Below are 23512 nucleotides of genomic sequence, written 5' to 3' on the forward strand. Positions count from 1 at the left end.
TAACAAGGTTCCGCTTCGCAAGGTACTGGTATGAAAGCCAAAAATAAAAAGCTTGAGTTAAGAAAACTAGCAAGTGCCATTAAGGTATCAAGTTTTGCCTATGCAGGCCTGCTTGCTGGGCTGATGAGCCCGATGGCCCATGCGGGACCAGAAGGCGGAGTGGTAACCGGTGGTAGCGGTACCATTGACGTTGATGGAAGTACAACAACCGTTGATCAAACAACGGACCTGTTATCAATTGACTGGGACTCCTTTAATTTAACCGAAGAGGAATTAATCCAATTCCTGCAGCCGGACTCCTCGTCTATCGTACTTAACCGAATTCTGGATCAGGATGTCACCACGATTCAGGGCTCAATAGAGGCCAATGGCCACGTTATTCTCGTAAACCCGCGCGGGGTCCTTTTTACCGAAACGGCCACGGTTAATGTCGGCGCGATCACCGCTTCCGGGCTCGATATGAGTCCGGAAGATTTTATGAACGGCGACTTTGCTTTTCAGGGCGAGTCGGGTTCCTCCGGGGTTGTGATTAACCGGGGCGTAATTAATGCATCCAGTGCGGTGCTGGTCGGCAAGCAGGTGACAAACGCCTCGAGTGGTTTGATCAGCGCTGAACTGGTCAGCCTGGCAGCAGCGGATGAAGCCCTATTAACGTTTGATGCCGACGGCATGATCGGTATCAAAGTCACGAAAGAGGTTATGGAAAATGACCTCGGACTCGACAGCGCGGTATTAAACGAAGGGGCCATCGAAGGCGCTCAGGTTTTAATGGAAGCCAGCGTCTCCGGTGACCTGTTTACTGCGGCGGTCAATAACGAAGGCACAGTAACCGCGAGTGGCATTGATACCAGCGGCGGCAAGATACGCCTGTTTGGCTCGGGCTCCGGAGTCGTCAATAGCGGAACCCTGGAGGCATCCGGCAGTGCGGGGGGCGAAGTTGTCCTGGAGGGCGATTTCGCCGAGCACAGCGGCGCCATCTCGGTAGCGGCTGATTCGGGCAGCGGGGGCTATGTTGCCGTTTTAGGCGATGAAGTCGTGGTCAGTGGGGATATTGATGCCCGTGGCACTTCCTCCGGTGGTGAAGTCCTTATTGGCGGCGATTACCAGGGCGATAACGCAGATATTCGCAATGCCGAAACCACCAGTGTCACCGCAGAAGCCAATATCGATGCCAGTGGTGTCGGTGATGCCGATGGCGGTACGGTTATTGTTTGGGCCGATGATACTACCGAGTTTGGCGGTACGATTCTCGCCGAATCCGGGGCAGATGGCGGTGATGGCGGCCTGGTGGAAACCTCCGGCAAGATCTATCTGAATCTGGATGAGGACAATATGTTTGTCTCCACCCAGAGTCATGGGGAAGGGCAGACAGGTCTGTGGCTGTTGGATCCAGGTTGGATGGATATTATTGACGACACTTGTGAAAGTGCAAACTGCGTTTCCGTTACTTCCATTGTTCAGGGCCTTGATAGTAACGACATAACTATCCGACTTTCTAGTGCGACTGCAGGGAGTGGCCCAGATGGCAGTGTGGAGCCGGAGGACTCCGAGAGTTCCGATTTTTCCGATGGTATTCGTGTTTTAGCCGATATCGATTTGGATTCAGCGAATACCCTTACTCTGGATTCTTTTAGTAATGTATTAATTGAAAGTGGATATAGCATTACTAATGATAGCAGTGGCGAGCTCTCGATTTTGGCGGGTGAGGATTTCACTAATGCCGGAAGTATAACACTTGGGGGCACACTTGATGTAAGCGCCAATGGGTCATTTACCAATTCAGGTGCTATTTCAGTTGATAACCTTACCTTAAAGGTGGGTTTAGGAGGTGTTGATACCACTAATACCCTGGGTGATTTTACTGTAACCAGTACAGCTACTGTGACAGCTGGAGCCGGCACTGATACTTTTATATTTTCAGATAATGATGATGAAATAACTGTCACCGAAGATAATACATTTACGCTTTCTGACTCTGATAATCCAGATGCAACTATTACGTTTGACGAAATCGAAGTAGTTAATCTGGGCGGGGGGAGTGACAAAGTTACTGGTGCTGCTGGTGTAGATTGGACACTGATTAGCACTATTGATGCCGATACTGGCACTGAAGTTGCCGTCGATAATCAGGCTCAAAACAGCAATATTACTTTTAGCGATGTAGAAACTCTGGTTGCGAGGACATCGGAGGATGGAGGGACGGAGGCTAAGCTTCGGGGTACAGATGCTCAAGAAAACTTTACGCTGAACGACGGTGATATTGTCACCGTCAATGGTATGACCGTTTCCGGTATGACTCAGGTGTATGGCAGTGTCACTGGTACTGCTTTTAACGACAACTTGGATGCCAGCACTTATACGAACGGTTTAATACTCAGGAATAAGCCTGGAAAAATTAAGGCCAGCGATTCACTGCTGTTCGAGGGTATCGCTACCGTAACCGCCGCTAAATTGACGGGGCGTAATAACGAAGACACCTTCACAATTATTGAAGAAAATACTTTAGATCACACTCAATCGAGTATCCGTTTTAGCGGGGTAAGTACTGTAGCAGCGGACCCGGAAGGGTATAGTGCGACTGACACTGTAGTCGTGATCGATACCGTGACTCTAACCGAAACGGCCAATAGCGCAAAGACAAGCGGTATTACCTTCACTGGCATTGAAGGGATCAACAATAACGGCGGCAGCACCTTTAACCTGAACGGTTCTACAGAGGCGGATACCTTCACGGTAGTGAGCGAAACAGAAGTCACGGCTAATGGAATTAGTGTGACAGGGTTTAACTCTACTATTGATACCGGAGACGGTACTGATACGGTTACCGGCGCCGATACAGCGGATTGGACTCTGATTAGCGCTATTGATGATGCTACGGGCACTGAAACAGCGGTAGCTGCTCAGGCTAAAAACAGCAATATTACCTTTAGCAATGCAGAAGATCTGGTTGCCGACAGTGCAAACCTTCAGGGAACGGATGCTGAAGAAGCTTTTGAGCTGACCATTGACGGTGATGTCAGTGTCAACGGCATGACCTTTTCCGGCCTGTCTCAGGTGTTTGGCAAGGCCAGTGATAGCGACAGCGATAGCAGCGACAGCTTGAATGCCAGTGCTTATAGCGAAGGTCTGACACTCACTGGTACAGAGGAGCAGGTCAAGCTCACCTCAGACACAGACACACTAATCTTTAGTGATATTGTGAGTGCGACTGTAGGCAAACTGACAGGTACCGATAGTGCCGATACCTTCGAAGTTACGGGCGCAAATGCTTTAGATCACGATGAATCGGGGATCAGTTTTAACAGTGTGAGCGAGGTATTAGGCAACGGCGGCACTGACAGCGTCGATGCCAGTGCTTATAGCGCGGGCCTAGCACTCACGGGTGTGGCTAATCAGGTCAAGGTCACCTCAGGTACAGACACAGACAAGTTAATCTTTAGCGGTATTGCCAGTGCAACCACTGCAAAACTGACCGGTAGTAGTGCGGATGAAAGCTTCATCGTAACGACGGATGATACGGACACGGTTACGGTTGCGGTTAACACGATAGAGTTTACCGGTGTCAGTGAGGTTGACGCTGGAAACGGTACAGATGAGGTTACCGGCGCTGAGACAGCGGATTGGACACTGGTTAGTACCATTGATGCAGGTACGGGCACTGAAACAGCGGTAGCTGCTCAGGCTAAAAACAGCGGTATTACCTTTAGCAATGCAGAAGATCTGGTTGCCAAAAGTGCAAATCTTCAGGGAACGGATGCTGAAGAAGCTTTTGAGCTGACCATTGACGATGATGCCAACGTCAACGTCAGTGTCAACGGCATGACCGTTTCCGGCCTGTCTCAGGTGGTTGGTAACGGCGGCGATGATAGCCTGGATGCCAGTGATTACAACGAGGGTCTGACACTCACGAGTGATACTCACCAGGTCAAACTCACAGCAAGCGCAGACGCAGACACGTTAATTTTTACTGATATTGCTAGTGCAGTTGTAGGTAAGCTGACAGGTACCGAGAGTACCGACACTTTCATAGTTACGGGCGCAAATGCTTTCGATCACACTGAATCGGGGATCAGTTTTAGCAGTGTGAGCGAGGTAGTAGGCAACGGCGGTACTGACAGCGTCGATGCCACTACCTATAGCTATAGCGAGGGCCTGGCACTTACCGGTGGGACTAATGAGGTTAAGGTCTCGGTAGCTGTAGACACAGGCTTAGATGCCCTAACCTTTAGCGGTATCGCGAGTGCAAGCACGGCCAAGCTGACCGGCAGTGACGATTCGGATGAGTTTGAAATCACTGGTGATTTTACCCTGAAGGCTGCAGGCATCAGCTTTGAGGATGTGACAGAGGTCGATGGGGGTGATGGCGATGACAGTATCATCGCAATCAATACGATGACTCTGACAGGTGTTAGTAAAGAAGCGATCTCAAACTCAATCACCTTCAGCGATATTGAAGCTGCCAGAGGGGGTGAGCTTGAGGCCTCATCGCTCGATGATACTTTTGAAGTAACGGGTTTCGAGGAACTGAAGGCAAATCAGATTAGCTTCAGTGAAATTGACAGTGTTGATGCAAAGGGTGGCACGGACAGTGTTACAGGTGCCGATGGTGTAGACTGGACTCTAACTGGTAATGATTACGAAGCCACTAACAATGGCATCACCTTTAGCGATGTAGAAATCCTAACGGCGGTCAATGCAGATCTAGCCGGCACAAGCGGTGCCGATGCCTTTGTACTTCAGTATGACGATGACAATAACCTGAATGTCGCAGTTTCCAGCATGGCTGTCTATGGGATGTCTTCTGTTAAAGGCAATGACGGCAATGATACCCTGGATGCCAGAGTTTACAGCGAAGGCCTGACACTCACTGGCACAGAGGAGCAGGTCAAGCTCACTCCAGAGGCTGGTGCCGATACTGACACGCTAACCTTTAGCAACATCACCACGGCAATTACGGAAAAATTAACCGGCACCGATTCGGCTGAAGAGTTCGTCGTAACGACGGATGATACAGACACGGTTACGGTTACGGTTAATAGTGTTGGCTTTACCGGTGTCAGTGAGGTTGTCGCTGGTGACGGTACAGATGAGGTTACCGGCGCCGATACAGCGGATTGGACACTGGTTAGTAATGGTGATACCGGCACTGAAGCAGCTGTGGATAACCAGGCTCAAAACAGCGGTATTATCTTTAGCGGTGTAGAGAAGCTGATTGCCAAAAGTGCAAACCTTCAGGGAACGGGTGCACAAGAAGCTTTTGAGCTGACCATTGACGGTGATGTCACCGTCAATGGCATGACCCTTTCTGACATATCTCAGGTGCTCGGCAACGGCGGCGATGACAGCCTGAATGCCAGTGCTTATCGCGAAGGCCTAACACTCACTGGCACAGCGGAGCAGGTCAAGCTCACCTCAGACACAGACACACTGATCTTTAGCGATATTGTGAGTGCGACTGTAGGCACGCTGACAGGTACCGAGAGTACCGACACCTTCGTAGTTACGGGCGCAAATGCTTTCGATCACACTGAATCGGGGATCAGTTTTAGCAGTGTGAGCGAGGTAGTAGGCAATGGCGGTACCGACAGCGTCGATGCCACTACCTATAGCTATAGCGAGGGCCTGGCACTTACCGGCGGGACTAATGAGGTTAAGGTCTCGGTAGCTGTAGACACTGGCTTAGATGCCCTAACCTTTAGCGAAATCACTAGTGCAACCACGGCCAAGCTGACTGGCAGTGATGGTTCGGATGAGTTTGAAATCATCGGTGATTATACCCTGAAGGCTGCAGGCATCAGCTTTGATGGTGTGACAGCGGTCGATGGGGGGGATGGCGATGACAGTATCACTGCAATCAGTACGGTGGCCCTGACAGGCGCAAGTAAAGAGGCGGTCTCAAACTCAATCACCTTCAGCAGTATTGAAGCTGCCAGTGGGGGCAGTCTTGAGGCCTCATCGCTCGATGATACTTTTGAAGTAACGGGTTTCGAGGAACTGAAGGCAAATCAGATTAGCTTCAGTGAAATTGACAGTGTTGATGCAAAGGATGGCACGGACAGTGTTACAGGTGCCGATGGTGAAGAGTGGACTCTAACTGGTTATGATTACGAAGCCACTAACCATGGCATCACCTTCAGTAATGTAGAAACCCTGACCGCAGTCAATGCAGATCTAGCCGGCACAAGCGGTGCCGATGCCTTTGTACTTCAGTATGACGATGACGATAACCTGAATGTCGCAGTTTCCAGCATGGCTGTCTATGGGATGTCTTCTGTTAAAGGCAATGACGGCAATGATACCCTGGATGCCAGTGTTTACAGCGATGGCCTAACGCTGACAGGCTCAACGGAGCAGGTCAAGCTCACTTCAGATACAGACACACTGATTTTTAGCGATATTGTGAGTGCGACTGTAGGCACGCTGACAGGTACCGAGAGTACCGACACCTTCATAGTTACGGGCGCAAATGCTTTCGATCACACTGAATCGGGGATCAGTTTTAGCAGTGTGAGCGAGGTAGTAGGCAACGGCGGTACCGACAGCGTCGATGCCACTACCTATAGCGAGGGCTTGGCACTTACCGGCGGGACTAATGAGGTTAAGGTCTCGGTAGCTGTAGACACAGGCTTAGATGCCCTAACCTTTAGCAATATCGCGAGTGCAAGCACGGCCAAGCTGACCGGCAGTGACGATTCGGATGAGTTTGAAATCACTGGTGATTCTACCCTGAAGGCTGCAGGCATCAGCTTTGCTGGAGTGACAGCGGTCGATGGGGGTGATGGCGATGACAGTATCATCGCAATCAATACGGTGACTCTGACAGGTGTTAGTAAAGAAGCGGTCTCAAATTCAATCACCTTCAGCGATATTGAAGCTGCCAGAGGGGGCAGTCTTGAGGCCTCATCGCTCGATGATACTTTTGAAGTAACGGGTTTCGAGGAACTGAAGGCAAATCAGATTAGCTTCAGTGAAATTGACAGTGTTGATGCAAAGGGTGGCACGGACAGTGTTACAGGTGCCGATGGTGTAGACTGGACTCTAACTGGTAATGATTACGAAGCCACTAACAATGGCATCACCTTTAGCGATGTAGAAATCCTAACGGCGGTCAATGCAGATCTAGCCGGCACAAGCGGTGCCGATGCCTTTGTACTTCAGTATGACGATGACAATAACCTGAATGTCGCAGTTTCCAGCATGGCTGTCTATGGGATGTCTTCTGTTAAAGGCAATGACGGCAATGATACCCTGGATGCCAGAGTTTACAGCGAAGGCCTGACACTCACTGGCACAGAGGAGCAGGTCAAGCTCACTCCAGAGGCTGGTGCCGATACTGACACGCTAACCTTTAGCAACATCACCACGGCAATTACGGAAAAATTAACCGGCACCGATTCGGCTGAAGAGTTCGTCGTAACGACGGATGATACAGACACGGTTACGGTTACGGTTAATAGTGTTGGCTTTACCGGTGTCAGTGAGGTTGTCGCTGGTGACGGTACAGATGAGGTTACCGGCGCCGATACAGCGGATTGGACACTGGTTAGTAATGGTGATACCGGCACTGAAGCAGCTGTGGATAACCAGGCTCAAAACAGCGGTATTATCTTTAGCGGTGTAGAGAAGCTGATTGCCAAAAGTGCAAACCTTCAGGGAACGGGTGCACAAGAAGCTTTTGAGCTGACCATTGACGGTGATGTCACCGTCAATGGCATGACCCTTTCTGACATATCTCAGGTGCTCGGCAACGGCGGCGATGACAGCCTGAATGCCAGTGCTTATCGCGAAGGCCTAACACTCACTGGCACAGCGGAGCAGGTCAAGCTCACCTCAGACACAGACACACTGATCTTTAGCGATATTGTGAGTGCGACTGTAGGCACGCTGACAGGTACCGAGAGTACCGACACCTTCGTAGTTACGGGCGCAAATGCTTTCGATCACACTGAATCGGGGATCAGTTTTAGCAGTGTGAGCGAGGTAGTAGGCAATGGCGGTACCGACAGCGTCGATGCCACTACCTATAGCTATAGCGAGGGCCTGGCACTTACCGGCGGGACTAATGAGGTTAAGGTCTCGGTAGCTGTAGACACTGGCTTAGATGCCCTAACCTTTAGCGAAATCACTAGTGCAACCACGGCCAAGCTGACTGGCAGTGATGGTTCGGATGAGTTTGAAATCATCGGTGATTATACCCTGAAGGCTGCAGGCATCAGCTTTGATGGTGTGACAGCGGTCGATGGGGGGGATGGCGATGACAGTATCACTGCAATCAGTACGGTGGCCCTGACAGGCGCAAGTAAAGAGGCGGTCTCAAACTCAATCACCTTCAGCAGTATTGAAGCTGCCAGTGGGGGCAGTCTTGAGGCCTCATCGCTCGATGATACTTTTGAAGTAACGGGTTTCGAGGAACTGAAGGCAAATCAGATTAGCTTCAGTGAAATTGACAGTGTTGATGCAAAGGATGGCACGGACAGTGTTACAGGTGCCGATGGTGAAGAGTGGACTCTAACTGGTTATGATTACGAAGCCACTAACCATGGCATCACCTTCAGTAATGTAGAAACCCTGACCGCAGTCAATGCAGATCTAGCCGGCACAAGCGGTGCCGATGCCTTTGTACTTCAGTATGACGATGACGATAACCTGAATGTCGCAGTTTCCAGCATGGCTGTCTATGGGATGTCTTCTGTTAAAGGCAATGACGGCAATGATACCCTGGATGCCAGTGTTTACAGCGATGGCCTAACGCTGACAGGCTCAACGGAGCAGGTCAAGCTCACTTCAGATACAGACACACTGATTTTTAGCGATATTGTGAGTGCGACTGTAGGCACGCTGACAGGTACCGAGAGTACCGACACCTTCATAGTTACGGGCGCAAATGCTTTCGATCACACTGAATCGGGGATCAGTTTTAGCAGTGTGAGCGAGGTAGTAGGCAACGGCGGTACCGACAGCGTCGATGCCACTACCTATAGCGAGGGCTTGGCACTTACCGGCGGGACTAATGAGGTTAAGGTCTCGGTAGCTGTAGACACAGGCTTAGATGCCCTAACCTTTAGCAATATCGCGAGTGCAAGCACGGCCAAGCTGACCGGCAGTGACGATTCGGATGAGTTTGAAATCACTGGTGATTCTACCCTGAAGGCTGCAGGCATCAGCTTTGCTGGAGTGACAGCGGTCGATGGGGGTGATGGCGATGACAGTATCATCGCAATCAATACGGTGACTCTGACAGGTGTTAGTAAAGAAGCGATCTCAAATTCAATCACCTTCAGCGATATTGAAGCTGCCAGAGGGGGCAGTCTTGAGGCCTCATCGCTCGATGATACTTTTGAAGTAACGGGTTTCGAGGAACTGAAGGCAAATCAGATTAGCTTCAGTGAAATTGACAGTGTTGATGCAAAGGGTGGCACGGACAGTGTTACAGGTGCCGATGGTGTAGACTGGACTCTAACTGGTAATGATTACGAAGCCACTAACAATGGCATCACCTTTAGCGATGTAGAAATCCTAACGGCGGTCAATGCAGATCTAGCCGGCACAAGCGGTGCCGATGCCTTTGTACTTCAGTATGACGATGACAATAACCTGAATGTCGCAGTTTCCAGCATGGCTGTCTATGGGATGTCTTCTGTTAAAGGCAATGACGGCAATGATACCCTGGATGCCAGAGTTTACAGCGAAGGCCTGACACTCACTGGCACAGAGGAGCAGGTCAAGCTCACTCCAGAGGCTGGTGCCGATACTGACACGCTAACCTTTAGCAACATCACCACGGCAATTACGGAAAAATTAACCGGCACGGATTCGGCTGAAGAGTTCGTCGTAACGACGGATGATACAGACACGGTTACGGTTACGGTTAATAGTGTTGGCTTTACCGGTGTCAGTGAGGTTGTCGCTGGTGACGGTACAGATGAGGTTACCGGCGCCGATACAGCGGATTGGACACTGGTTAGTAATGGTGATACCGGCACTGAAACAGCTGTGGATAACCAGGCTCAAAACAGCGGTATTACCTTTAGCGGTGTAGAGAAGCTGATTGCCAAAAGTGCAAACCTTCAGGGAACGGGTGCACAAGAAGCTTTTGAGCTGACCATTGACGGTGATGTCACCGTCAATGGCATGACCCTTTCTGACATATCTCAGGTGCTCGGCAACGGCGGCGATGACAGCCTGAATGCCAGTGCTTATCGCGAAGGCCTAACACTCACTGGCACAGCGGAGCAGGTCAAGCTCACCTCAGACACAGACACAGACACACTGATCTTTAGCGATATTGTGAGTGCGACTGTAGGCACGCTGACAGGTACCGAGAGTACCGACACCTTCGTAGTTACGGGCGCAAATGCTTTCGATCACACTGAATCGGGGATCAGTTTTAGCAGTGTGAGCGAGGTAGTAGGCAACGGCGGTACCGACAGCGTCGATGCCACTACCTATAGCTATAGCGAGGGCTTGGCACTTACCGGCGGGACTAATGAGGTTAAGGTCTCGGTAGCTGTAGACACAGGCTTAGATGCCCTAACCTTTAGCAATATCGCGAGTGCAAGCACGGCCAAGCTGACCGGCAGTGACGATTCGGATGAGTTTGAAATCACTGGTGATTCTACCCTGAAGGCTGCAGGCATCAGCTTTGAGGATGTGACAGAGGTCGATGGGGGTGATGGCGATGACAGTATCATCGCAATCAATACGGTGACTCTGACAGGTGTTAGTAAAGAAGCGATCTCAAATTCAATCACCTTCAGCGATATTGAAGCTGCCAGAGGGGGCAGTCTTGAGGCCTCATCGCTCGATGATACTTTTGAAGTAACGGGTTTCGAGGAACTGAAGGCAAATCAGATTAGCTTCAGTGAAATTGACAGTGTTGATGCAAAGGGTGGCACGGACAGTGTTACAGGTGCCGATGGTGTAGACTGGACTCTAACTGGTAATGATTACGAAGCCACTAACAATGGCATCACCTTTAGCGATGTAGAAATCCTAACGGCGGTCAATGCAGATCTAGCCGGCACAAGCGGTGCCGATGCCTTTGTACTTCAGTATGACGATGACAATAACCTGAATGTCGCAGTTTCCAGCATGGCTGTCTATGGGATGTCTTCTGTTAAAGGCAATGACGGCAATGATACCCTGGATGCCAGAGTTTACAGCGAAGGCCTGACACTCACTGGCACAGAGGAGCAGGTCAAGCTCACTCCAGAGGCTGGTGCCGATACTGACACGCTAACCTTTAGTGACATCACCACGGCAATTACGGAAAAATTAACCGGCACCGATTCGGCTGAAGAGTTCGTCGTAACGACGGATGATACAGACACGGTTACGGTTGCGGTTAATAGTGTTGACTTTACCGGGGTCGGGGAGGTTGATGCTGGTACGGGCAGCGATAAGGTTATTGGCGCCAACGGCGCAGACTGGATACTGAGCAGTGATACAGATGCTGATAATAAAGCTGAAAACAGCGGCATAGCCTTTAGCAATGTAGAGACTCTGGATGCGGACAACGCCAACCTTCAGGGCAGCAGCGCCAAGGCAGAAACCTTTGTTGTGAGCAATGAGGGTGCTGTCAGCGTCAATGACATGAGTGTTTCCGGCACGTTATTGGCGGTGCTGGGTAATGGCAACAGCAGCAGTAGTGAAGGCGACAGTCTGAATGCCAGTGCTTATAGCGAAGGCCTGACACTCACAGGTACAGCGGGGCAGGTCAAGCTCACTCCAGAGGCAGACACAGATACGCTGACCTTTAGCGATATCACGAGTGCAACTACGGCCAAGCTGACCGGTAGCGATGATTCGGATGAGTTTGAAATCACCGGTGATTATACCCTGGATGCTGCATACATCAGCTTTGCTGGAGTGACAGCGGTCGATGGGGGGGCTGGCGATGACAGTATCAGTGCAATCAGTACGGTGACTCTGACAGGTGTTAGTAAAGAAGCGATCTCAAACTCAATCACCTTCAGCAGTATTGAAGCTGCCAGCGGGGGTAACCTTGAGGCCTCATCGGGCAATGATGTTTTTGAAGTAATGGGTTTTGAAGAGCTGAATGCGAACCTGATTAGCTTCAGTGGTATTAATAGTGTTGATGCAAAGGGTGGTACGGACACTGTTACAGGTGCCAATGAAGAAGACTGGACACTGGGCAGCGACGCCAAGGTAGCAACCAATAGCGGCATCACATTTAGTAATGTAGAAGCCCTGGTTGTGGATGAGGCCAACCTTCAGGGCAGCAGCGCCGACGCAGAAACGTTTGTTGTGAGCAATGAGGGTGCTGTCAGCGTCAATGAAATGAGCGTTTCCGGCACGTTATTGGCGGTGTTTGGTAATGGCAACAGCAGCAGTAGTGAAGGCGACAGCCTGGATGCCAGTGTTTATGGCGAAGGCCTGACACTCACCGGCACAGCGGAGCAGGTTAAGCTCACTCCAGAGCCAGATGCGGATGCAGACACACTAACCTTTAGTGACATCACCACGGCAATTACGGAAAAACTAACCGGCACCGATTTGGATGAAGAGTTTACGGTGGCTGGTAATAATACGGTTGCGGTGAATGAAATTGATTTTACTGGCGTCGAAGAGGTTGACGCTGGTGCGGGCAGCAACAAGGTTATTGGCGCCAACGGCGCAGACTGGATACTGAGCAGTGATACGGATGTTGATAATAAAGCTGAAAACAGCGACATAACCTTCAGTAATGTAGAGAGCCTGGTTGCCGACAACGCCAACCTTCAGGGCAGTAGCGCCAACGCAGAAACCTTTGTTGTGACTGAGGAGGGCGCTGTCAGTGTCAATGATATGACCATTTCCGGCACGTTATTGGCGGTAATGGGCAATGGCAGCAGCAGTAGCGAAGGTGACAGCCTGGATGCCAGTGCCTATGGTGAGGGCCTGACACTCACAAACACAACAAAGCAGGTCAAGCTTACCTCAGACACAGATACGCTAACCTTTAGCGACATCACCACAGCAATTACGGAAAAACTAACTGGCACCGATTTGGATGAAGAGTTCACGGTGGCTGGTGCTAATGCGGTTGCGGTGAATGAGATTAACTTTACCGAGGTCGAAGAAGTTAACGCTGGTGAGGGCAGCGATAGAGTTACCGGTGCCGAGAATGCAGACTGGATACTGAGTGATGATACGGATGTTAATAATAAAGCTGAAAACAGTGATATAGCCTTTAGCGGTGTGGATTTTCTGGTTGCTGACCAGGCTAGCCTTCAGGGCAGCAGTACCAAGGCAGAAGCCTTTGCTCTGACCGTGGAAGATGCTGTCACGGTTAACGGTATGACCGTTTCGGACATGCTAGGAGTGGCTGGCAATGGTGGTGGCGACAGCCTGGATGCCACCGCCTATAGTGGGGGCCTGACACTCACCGGCGAGGCTAATGAGGTTAAGGTTTCAGCAAATGCAGATGCCCTAACCTTTAGCGATATCGACAGTGCAGAAACTTTAAATCTGACAGGTACCGATGATTCAGATGAATTTGAAATCACTGGTAATAATGCTCTGAAGGTTGAGGGCATAAGCTTTAGTAAGGTGACCTCGGTCGACGGGGGTACTGGTGATGACAGTATCAGCGCAATCAGTACGGTGACTCTGACAGGTGTTAGTAAAGAAGCGATCTCAAACTCAATCACCTTCAGCAGTATTGAAGCTGCCAGCGGGGGCAATCTTGAGGCCTCATCCGGCAATGATGTTTTTGAAGTAACGGGTTTTGAAGAGCTGAAGGCGAATCAGATTAGCTTCAGTGAAATTGACAGTGTTGATGCAAAGGGTGGCACAGACACTGTTACAGGTGCCAATGAAGAAGACTGGACACTGGGCAGCGGTACTAAGGTAGCAACCAATAGTGGCATCACTTTTAGTAATGTAGAAGCCCTGGTTGTGGACGAGGCCAACCTTCAGGGCAGCAGTGCCGACGCAGAAACGTTTGTTGTGAGCGATGAGGGTGCGGTCAGTGTCAATGAAATGAGCGTTTCCGGCACGTTATTGGCGGTGTTTGGTAATGGCAACAGCAGCAGTAGTGAAGGCGACAGCCTGGATGCCAGTGCCTATGACGAGGGCCTGACACTCACAGGTACAGCGGAGCAGGTTAAGCTCACTCCAGAGGCAGGCGGAGATACAGACACGCTGACCTTTAGTGATATCTCTAGTGCAATCACTGCAAAACTGACTGCTACCGGCTCAAATGAAGAATTCACGGTGGCTGGTAATAATGCAGTTGCGGTGAATGAAATTGCCTTTACCGGGGTTGAGGAGGTTGAAACTGGGGACGGTAGTGATTCAGTTACCGGTGCCTATGCTGCCGACTGGACCCTGGAGGGGGAGAATAATAAAGCCATTAACAGTGGTATTACCTTTATCGATGTGGAGCTCGTAACGGCAGATAGCGCCAGCTTGCTGGGAAGCAGTGGTGCCGATGCCTTTGTGCTGCAAGCGACTGGCGACATCATCGAAGTCGACAATATGACCTTCTCGGGCGTATCGGCAGTCGATGGTCAGGGTGGCAACGATAGCCTGGATGCCAGCGACTATACCGGTGCCCTGGAGCTCAGTGGCACGGCTAATCAAGTTATGGCAGATAGCCTGACTTTTGACGGTATTGTTAGCGCCGTAACTTCTACGTTAAGAGGTTCTACTGGTGCGGATACTTTTACTATAAGTGGCGATAACGCAGCGACCAGCTACGGTATCGATTTTACCGGCTTGAGCACCATTAATGCTCGAGGGGGTAACGATACGGTTATCGGTGCCGATGATGCCGATTGGGCCCTAACGGGAGCTAACAAGGAGGCTGTTAACAGCAGCATCACTGTTAGCAATGTAGAGAATATCACTGCCGTAAACGCAGACTTGGTTGCTACAGCCAATGATGATGCCTTTGTACTCCAGGCTGATGGTGATGTAGAAATTAGCAGCATAACCGTATCCGGTATGTCTGCGGTTGATGGCAATGGCGGCGATGATACTCTGGACGCCAGTGCCTATACCGATGGTTTGTCATTGACCGGTACTGACAACCAAGTGGCTGCAGGCTCACTATCTTTCGATAGTATTTCCAGTGCGACGACTTCTATCCTGACAAACACTCACAATTCTGCTGAATTCCAATTGGAGGGTGATGGAGCACTGGCAACTGCCGGCATCAGCTTTAGTGGCCTTGAAGCGGTGAATACCTCGGGTAGCAATGACTCTTTAGTGGCTACCGATGATGACGATAACTTTACCCTCAACTCCGATGGCGATATCAGCGTTGCAGGTATCGACTTCACTGGCCTGGAAAGCGTCGATGGTGCGGGGGGGAGTAACACGGTACAGGCCGATGGGGCGGCTACCTGGACCTCGACCAGCTCCGCTGGCGCTCTGGTTGATGGCAGTGTAGAAGCTGAAGTTAATAGCCTGACCGTCTATTTCGAGAACCTCGAATCGGTAGCGGGCGCTGGAAGCTACGTTGGCCAGGATATCGATGGTGAGTATGAGTTTAGTGCTCTGGATACCATGACAATTGGCGAGGTGACCTTTGCCGACTTGGATACTGTAGCGGCTGGTTCAGGCTCTGATGCGGTTTATGGATCTAATCTTAATACTACCTGGAATATCAATGATTCTGGGCACACCGTATCTGATGGTGAAACATCCCTCACTATTACCGGTATCGAGTCTATTACTGCCGGCTCTGGCAATGACCAGTTCAATTTAAATGGCGGTGAACTCACAGAAATTAATACCGGTGCGGGTAACGACACAGTTACCTTCTCGGGCACGGTAATTGACAGTATCTCCCTCGGTGCTGGCGATGACCTTTTGACGGTAAATACTGATATTGGCCAGGGCGTAGAGCTGGATGGCGGCAGCGGGTCTGATGACTTCCAGTACAACCCGTCGGGCGCGACCTGGGAGATTTATAGCAGCGGTAATCAGGTAGGTAACTTCGACTTCACCGGCTTTGAATACCTGGATAATACTTCTAACTCTATTACCGTTCTGACCGATCAGGTTTTTGATTTTGAAAATGGTGGTAATACTTCCGAAAGCTTCAATAAAAATGGGGCCGGACTGCAGTTTAGCGGTATGCGACTCGGCTATGATGGCGAAGGCGATATCTATGTCACGAGTAGCGCGACAGGTACCATCGGCGGTAGTTTGGTAGCCGATCGTGCAGAGCTGGTTGTTGCCGGTGATGTAGATATAGAGGCGGACGTTGGCGTCTTGGGCGTTGCTACTTCCGGAGCGGACATCAATATCAGCGTGTTGGCTGCGGGAGACCTGGTTATTGACGAGATCAATGCGGGGCGCGGCAGCGTATCCCTGGCCAGCTCCAGTTTCGGCGACCTAACTGCTGAAAGCTATGGTGACACCCACATTACTGCCTCTGCGGTAACTCTGGGAACGGAAACTCAACTCTGGACCCTGATTGGTGAGACAACCAACCCACTGCGTATGGATGTCACCGATACACTGGATATCTATTCCATCAGCTACTATGAGCCCGATTTTATTGGCCAGATCCCAACGGTGACCAGTACCGGTGATGAGTTGCAGTCTATTGCCGGCGCTCAGGCCTCTCAGGGCCTCAAGTCAGCGGTGCAAAATGCGGTGGAAGATTTCAGCCAGGTGGACCCGGCAATCTTTAGTGCAGTGAAACCCTATAGCAGCGGTATTGATGCGGTGAACTCTCCAGAGATGCGCCTCAAGTCTGGAGAGCTGGCGCCTTCCGTCGCTTCTGCGGATAGCGAAGATGAAGATCGTCGGCAATTTGATGCTCAGCTGGAGGTTGGAGTCGATGTGGTCGGGGATGTTCTGGGAGACCTGAGTGGCGGTAGTGCAGGGCGTTAAATAACCCTGCCACAGATAAAAAGCCGGTCTGACAAACCGGCTTTTTTTATGCTGTGTATATTACAGGGGGGCTTTTGCGTAGCGCGATAATGTCTCTGCGCGCCTGCGGGATTTGTAGAGTTTTGTAGTTGCTCGCGAATAGAGCTTTAACAATCTGCGTATTGCAGTTGGGGATAGCAAAGTCAGTTACCCAAACGAAAAAAGGCCGACTCTTGCGAGTCGGCCTTTTTGGAATTGGTGCCCAGGAGAGGACTTGAACCTCCACGACCGTTAGGTCACTAGCACCTGAAGCTAGCGCGTCTACCAATTCCGCCACCTGGGCAAATCAACGTGTGCTCCGTTGAGGACGCGAACTATAGAGATATGCCCCCCCTGTGTCAACGGTTGTGTTGCGCTTTTTTCAACATTTTTTTCATGGGTCGGGAAAATCGGCGAAATCGCTTATAATGCGTGCAATAGCGGCGAATTATTGACCAGGAAACCACCATCAGCGCCGCCTTTCTTTATGCCGGATAATCTCCGGAGGTTGCCAAACCTGGGCAACTGCCCAACAACGGATGCTGTTTTGACTCAAAAAAATACCTCAGACCCCCTCAATGTTGACCCCCATGCCCAGCGCGAGGCGGAGAAATACGAAAAACCGGTGCCCAGCCGGGAGTACTTGTTACAAATCCTGGAGAAACAGGCGGAGCCGGTGCCCTGGGAAACAGTGGCCGACTTATTGGAGTTGACCGACGAGGACCGCCGCGAAGGCGTGCGGCGGCGCCTGATCGCCATGTCCCGGGACGGACAGATCGCCAGCAACCGCGCCGGGGACTTTGGCGTTTTGGATAAAATGAGCCTGATACGCGGCCGGGTTATGGGCCACCGGGATGGTTTTGGTTTTGTGATCCCCAGCGACGGCGGCACCGATCTCTTTTTATCCCACCGGCAGATGCGCAAAGTCTTCGATGGTGATGAAGTACTGGTGCGGGAAGCCCCCGGTGGTTTTCGCGGCAAGCGCGAGGGCGCGGTCGTTCGGGTGATCAAGCACAATACCCAGCAGCTGGCCGGGCGCTTGTACCGGGAGAAGGGTATTTGTTTTGTGCGCCCGGATAACCCCCGCATTAATCTCGATATTATGGTGGCCTCTGCGGATACTGCCGGCGCCGCTCACGGCCAGTATGTGGTGGTAAATATTGTTACCCAGCCGGGCCGGGATAGAGTGCCCCAGGGGGAGATCAGCGAAGTGCTCGGGGATCACCTCGCCCCGGGTATGGAGATCGATGTCGCAATTCGCAATTACGGGATTCCCCACACTTGGCCCAGTGCACTGACGGCGGAGGTCAATGAGATCGCCGATGAGGTACTCGAAGAACATAAAAAGTCGCGGGTGGATTTGCGCCAGTTGCCCCTGGTCACTATCGATGGCGAAGACGCGCGGGATTTTGATGACGCGGTCTATTGCGAACTACTCCCCGACGATAGCTGGAAATTGTTGGTGGCCATTGCCGATGTCTCCTACTACGTGCGCCCGGGTAGCGCGCTGGATGAGGAAGCGCACAGCCGCGGAAACTCGGTGTATTTCCCGGATTTTGTTGTGCCTATGCTGCCGGAGAAATTATCCAACGGCCTCTGCTCCCTAAACCCCGACGTCGACCGGCTGTGTATGGTGTGTGAAATGCACATCGATCGCAGCGGTGCGATTCGCGATTACCGTTTCTTTGAAGCGGTGATGCGCAGCCACGCACGCCTGACTTATACCCAGGTAGGGCAAATACTCGACGAACGGGATAACCGCGACAGCGGCGCCCGCAAGCAATTTGCGAGTTTGACCCCGCACCTGGATAACCTGCACGATCTTTACCTGGCGCTGCGCGGAGCGCGGGAGCGCCGTGGTGCCATTGATTTTGAGACCACAGAGACGCGGATACTATTTGACGCCCAGCGAAAAATTGAGCGGATTATCCCACTGGTGCGTAACGACGCGCACAAATTAATTGAAGAGTGTATGCTCGCGGCCAATGTCTGCGCGGCGAGCCTGATGGAGCTATCCGAGCTGCCCGCACTCTACCGGGTGCACGATGCGCCCAAAGAGGAGAAGCTGAGCAATTTGCGCGAATATTTGGGTGAGTTGGGTCTGCGCCTTCCCGGTGGCAGTGAGCCCCAACCCAAAGATTTCCAGGACCTTATGGAGCAGATCGAGGGTCGTGCGGATGCCCATATTATTCAGGTTATGCTGCTGCGCTCTATGAATCAGGCGGTTTACCAGCCGGAAAATCGCGGACATTTTGGCTTGGACTACCCGGCTTACGCCCATTTCACCTCCCCGATTCGCCGCTACCCGGATCTGCTTCTGCACCGGGCACTACGCTGGCTGGTGCGCAATGGCAGCGCCAACCCAGCTGCGGTGGCCAAAAAAGTGTACTCAGTGCCCGGGGCCAAGCCGATTGCTCGCGAGCAGATTCTGCCCTACGACATGGCAGCCATGTTGCAGTTGGGCGAGCAGTGCTCCCTGACTGAGCGGCGCGCCGATGATGCGACCCGGGATGTGCTCAGCTGGCTCAAGTGTGAATACCTACAGGATCACGTGGGCGAGACCTATTCCGGTGTGATCAGTGCGGTCACCGGGTTTGGATTATTTGTGGAGTTGGACAATCTCTATGTGGAGGGCCTGATCCATGTGACAGCCCTGCCCAAAGACTACTACCGCTTTGAGCAGGCGCATCAGCGCCTTATCGGAGAGCGCAGCGGCAAACGCTACCACCTGGGTGACTCTGTTACCGTGCAGGTGGCGCGAGTGGATCTCGAAGAGCGCAAGGTGGATTTTATCCTGAATGAACTGGTGCCGCGCGCCAAGCGCGAGCTAAAGAAAAAGAGAGAGAGTACGCGGGTGAGTGCCCGCGCAATGGAAATGGCAGTAGAACACCAATTAGAACGCGAGCGCCGGGGCCGCGACAGCAAAGAGAATCCCCGCAATACCAGCGCCAACCCCTGGGCCAAACACAGCGAAACCACCGCGAAAGCCTCGCCTTTCCGCAAGCGCAAAGTGGGTTCTGCTGAAGTTGTCCCGGTGGAGGCCAGTGCTGAAATCCCCGTAGAAGAAGCGGAACCGATGCCGCCGGTAAAAACGGGCAGTGAAGACGGCAGGGGAGAAGAGGCCGAGCCCAAGCGCAAGCTCAAAAAGCGCACCCCGACGCGCAAGGGCGGAAAACGTCCGGCAGTGGCCGCCCGCAAGGCCGCGCAAAAGGCCGAGAAGGCCAAGACCCGCTCGGGCAAATTGAAAAAGAAGAAAAAGAGTTCTTCTGGCAGTAAAAAGAAAAAGTGATCGAGGCATAAATTGAGTCAAGAAGTGATCTACGGCCTGCACGCGGTGCAGGCCCTGCTAAAGGGTTCCCCGCAGAATGTATCGGAGCTTCTGCTGCTGCGCGGTCGCAAAGATCAGCGCTTGCAGAAAATAATTCAGCAGGCGGAAAAGAATGATATCGCCGTGCGCTTTATTGACCGGCGCGCGCTGGATGAAAAGGTTGAAGATGACGCCAATCACCAGGGGGTGATTGCCCTCTGTTCCAGTAAGGCAAAGGTTCACGATGAAAAGTTTCTGTTCGAGCTGCTGCAACAGTTGGATCAGCGCGGCGAAGCGCCTTTTCTCCTGGTGTTGGATGGCGTGACCGATCCACACAATTTGGGCGCCTGCCTGCGCTCGGCTGAGGCCGCTGGAGTGCATGCGGTAATTGCCCCAAAAGATAAATCGGCGGGGCTGACCCCAACCGCCCGCAAGGTGGCCTGTGGTGCCGCCGAAGTCTTGCCCTTTGTCACCGTGACCAACCTGGCCCGCGCGTTACAGCAGTTGCAACAGGCGGGGGTATGGATCTATGGCGCGGCCGGTGAGGCGACCCAGGATGTGTACCAAAGCCAGTTAACCGGCCCCCTGGCACTGGTTATGGGCGCAGAGGGCAGTGGCCTGCGGCGCCTGACCCGGGAGCATTGCGATCACCTGATCAAAATTCCTATGGCGGGCGAGGTCAGCAGCTTAAACGTTTCGGTTGCCACCGGGGTCTGCCTGTTTGAAGCGGTGCGCCAACGCAACGGCTGAGCGACCTGGTTGATCTGCACCGCCACAGGAAGTTTATCCCTGGGGGTGCAGATTGATATCGATATTGGCTCTGTACCGGTAAGCTATTTTCTTAATAGCTCCGGGTTTCGGTGATATTGCTGATAAAGTCTCGCTAGACTTATTATTGGTATTTTTGTACCAGCTCGCTGTTTGTTATGGGGAGCATTATGCTCAGTGCCTGCCTTGCATCCCCGGCTTAAAACTGCCTGAAATCTTGTTATAGCTGCGGGTATTTTAAATATATTGATAAACACCCTCTGCGCTATTGGCCTGGTGAATACTTGTTTATTTTTCAGAGGGTATTTTTAATAGATAGATTGAAAGTCATCCGGACTGCAATTGAGCGAAGGCGAACCTGGCTAGAATAAAAACCTATATATTTAGCATAAATTAGATCTCAGGTTCTGGTACAAATAGGGTGTTTTTCAGTTTTTAGCCGGTACAAGATTACTTATTGATATAGCTATATTCAGCGGCTTACTTGTTCGTTTTTTTTTTAATAGATGGGTGGGGGGTTATCCTTCCAGCCGTTGATTTTTTATGCTGCCTATTCTGCTTATATTTAGCGGAATAACTTGGATACTGAGAGCCGTTTGCATTGCTATATTCGGTTTGGCTTCATATTATATCCGTCTTTAGTGGAGGGGATTATATGAATGGAGTTACAGGCCAATATCAATCTTGGTATTTGCACATTTTGCATATTTTACGTTTTGGGCTATTAACGCTTGCAGCTGGCTTGCTCAGTGCCTGTGGCGGCGGGGGGAGCAGTGGTAACAACGGTGGAGGCACGACATATCCCGTTCCGGATACTATTACGCTGGAAAGTGTTGGCTTGGAACAGGATAGCGCGAATGAATACCAGTATTCTTTAACCGCCTATTACAGTGATGACTCCTCTAGCGATGTCACCGCCGATGCGGACTGGTCTGTAAGTGATACGGACCTGGCAACGGTTGCGGCCGGACTGGTCACGCCACTGCACAGTGGCTCATTTACCCTGACTGCCACCTATGAAGGGATGAGTAAAACGGTTGATATCGAGATAGACCCTATTTTCCAGAGTGTGCAGCTGGATAGGGATGCCTCGAATTTTGATCAATACTATCTCACTGCCTACTATGACGATGATAGTTCAGTGGACGTTACCGAAGAGGCCGACTGGTCACTCAGTAATGTTACCGGCTCGGCCACGGTAGAGGCCGGCCTAATCACCGCAGTGGGGAGTGGCTCAGCCACCCTGAGCGCCACCTATGAAGGTGAAACGGCGGATATAGAAATTGAACACCTTGTCTATGTGCGTGAAGTCTTTCCCTCTGAGTATGAGTTTGCTGCATTAAAAAATAATGGTTCGGTAGTGTCATGGCCCGATAATTATTCTTTTAGCGGTATTTTTTTTAGTGATGTTAGTGATAGCTTAACCAGCGATGTCGCAGCAATTTTTTCTACGAAGAATGCCTTTGCAGCATTAAAGTCCGATGGTTCTGTTATCACTTGGGGAACAGCGATTATTGATGGCGGAGACAGCAGCTCTGTAAGTGCCAGCCTAGCGGATGGTGTTGTTCATATTTATTCAACGGATACCGCGTTTGCGGCATTGAAGTCCGATGGTTCAATTGTTACTTGGGGCAATGCTGGTGCTGATAGTCGTGCGGTAAGTACCCAGTTAGCCAGTGATGTTGAGGAGGTTTATTCAACTAGGTCGGCTTTTGCTGCACGAAAATCAGATGGCTCTGTCGTAACCTGGGGAATTGAGGGGGGCGATAGCAGTGCGGTAAGTGCGGAACTCTCCAGTGATGTAGTGACTGTTTTTTCAACAGACTTTGCCTTTGCTGCATTGAAGTCCGATGGCTCTGTGGTGACCTGGGGGGGAGTTACTGCGGGCGGCGATAGCAGTGCGGTGAGCGCAGAACTCTCCAGTGATGTAGTGACTATTTTTTCAACAGACTTTGCCTTTGCCGCACTCAAGCCTGATGGTTCTGTGGTGACTTGGGGAGATAGTGATATGGGTGGCGATAGTAGTGCGGTGAACGAAGAAATTTCTAGCGATGTTGTGCAGGTCTTTGCAAATAGCAAAGTTTTTGCGGCACTAAAATCTGATGGTTCAGTCGTTACCTGGGGTGATGCTGACTGGGGTGGTGATAGTAGCGATGTGAGTGATCAGCTGACGGGTGATGTAGATATAATTTATACCGCTGAACGCGCTTTTGCAGCGCTTAAATCCGATAGTTCAGTCGTTACTTGGGGTGATACTGACTGGGGTGGTGATAGTAGTGAAGTCAGTTCTGAGTTAACGGATATAGAAACGATCTATACCGGTGCATTAGGCTTTGCTGCATTAAAGCCTAATGGATCGGTGATATCCTGGGGCGGTAGCGCTGATACTAGTAGTGTTAGTGAGAATCTGGAAAGTGGTGTGTTAGCTGTTTTTACCACTAGGGATGCCTATACAGCGTTGAAAGACGATAAATCTGTAGTGACTTGGGGCGATGATTCACAAGGCGGTGACAGCAGTGAAATCAATTTCTACTAAATGACGATTCTCTTATTTAGCGAAAGCTATTG

At 51.3% G+C, this 23512-nt stretch carries 4 protein-coding genes and 1 tRNA gene; 4 read left to right on the top strand and 1 reads right to left on the bottom strand.

Annotation, left to right across the window (positions count from 1 at the left end; all coding sequences use genetic code 11):
• The first annotated feature begins 30 nt into the window (after nt 1–30).
• On the top strand, nt 31–16851 hold the full coding sequence (locus ACJJIF_RS16285; protein ID WP_444929376.1) for a filamentous hemagglutinin N-terminal domain-containing protein: 16821 nt from the start codon (nt 31–33) through the stop codon (nt 16849–16851).
• Between the two features lie 235 nt (nt 16852–17086).
• On the opposite strand, the gene ACJJIF_RS16290 is transcribed toward ACJJIF_RS16285, so the two are convergent.
• A tRNA-Leu gene (locus ACJJIF_RS16290) sits at nt 17087–17173 on the bottom strand.
• A 243-nt stretch (nt 17174–17416) separates the two neighbouring features.
• Here ACJJIF_RS16290 and rnr point away from each other — a divergent pair.
• From rnr to ACJJIF_RS16305, 3 genes are all read left to right on the top strand, one after another.
• On the top strand, nt 17417–20158 hold the full coding sequence (rnr, locus tag ACJJIF_RS16295; protein WP_444929377.1) for a ribonuclease R: 2742 nt from the start codon (nt 17417–17419) through the stop codon (nt 20156–20158).
• 12 nt (nt 20159–20170) lie between these two features.
• A complete protein-coding gene (gene rlmB, locus ACJJIF_RS16300; protein ID WP_444929378.1) occupies nt 20171–20926 on the top strand; it encodes a 23S rRNA (guanosine(2251)-2'-O)-methyltransferase RlmB in 756 nt (251 codons plus the stop codon).
• A 673-nt stretch (nt 20927–21599) separates the two neighbouring features.
• Entirely contained in the window at nt 21600–23480 is a 1881-nt protein-coding gene (locus ACJJIF_RS16305; RefSeq protein ID WP_444929379.1) for an RCC1 domain-containing protein, read from the top strand.
• Nucleotides 23481–23512 lie beyond the last annotated feature (32 nt).

It is taken from the genome of Microbulbifer regidiadema (SeqCode) (assembly GCF_052467605.1).

Excerpts from the sequence above, each read along its gene's own strand:
- ACJJIF_RS16285 (WP_444929376.1), top strand. The coding sequence starts at position 31 with ATGAAAGCCAAAAATAAAAAGCTTGAGTTAAGAAAACTAGCAAGTGCC.
- ACJJIF_RS16305 (WP_444929379.1), top strand. The coding sequence starts at position 21,600 with ATGAATGGAGTTACAGGCCAATATCAATCTTGGTATTTGCACATTTTG.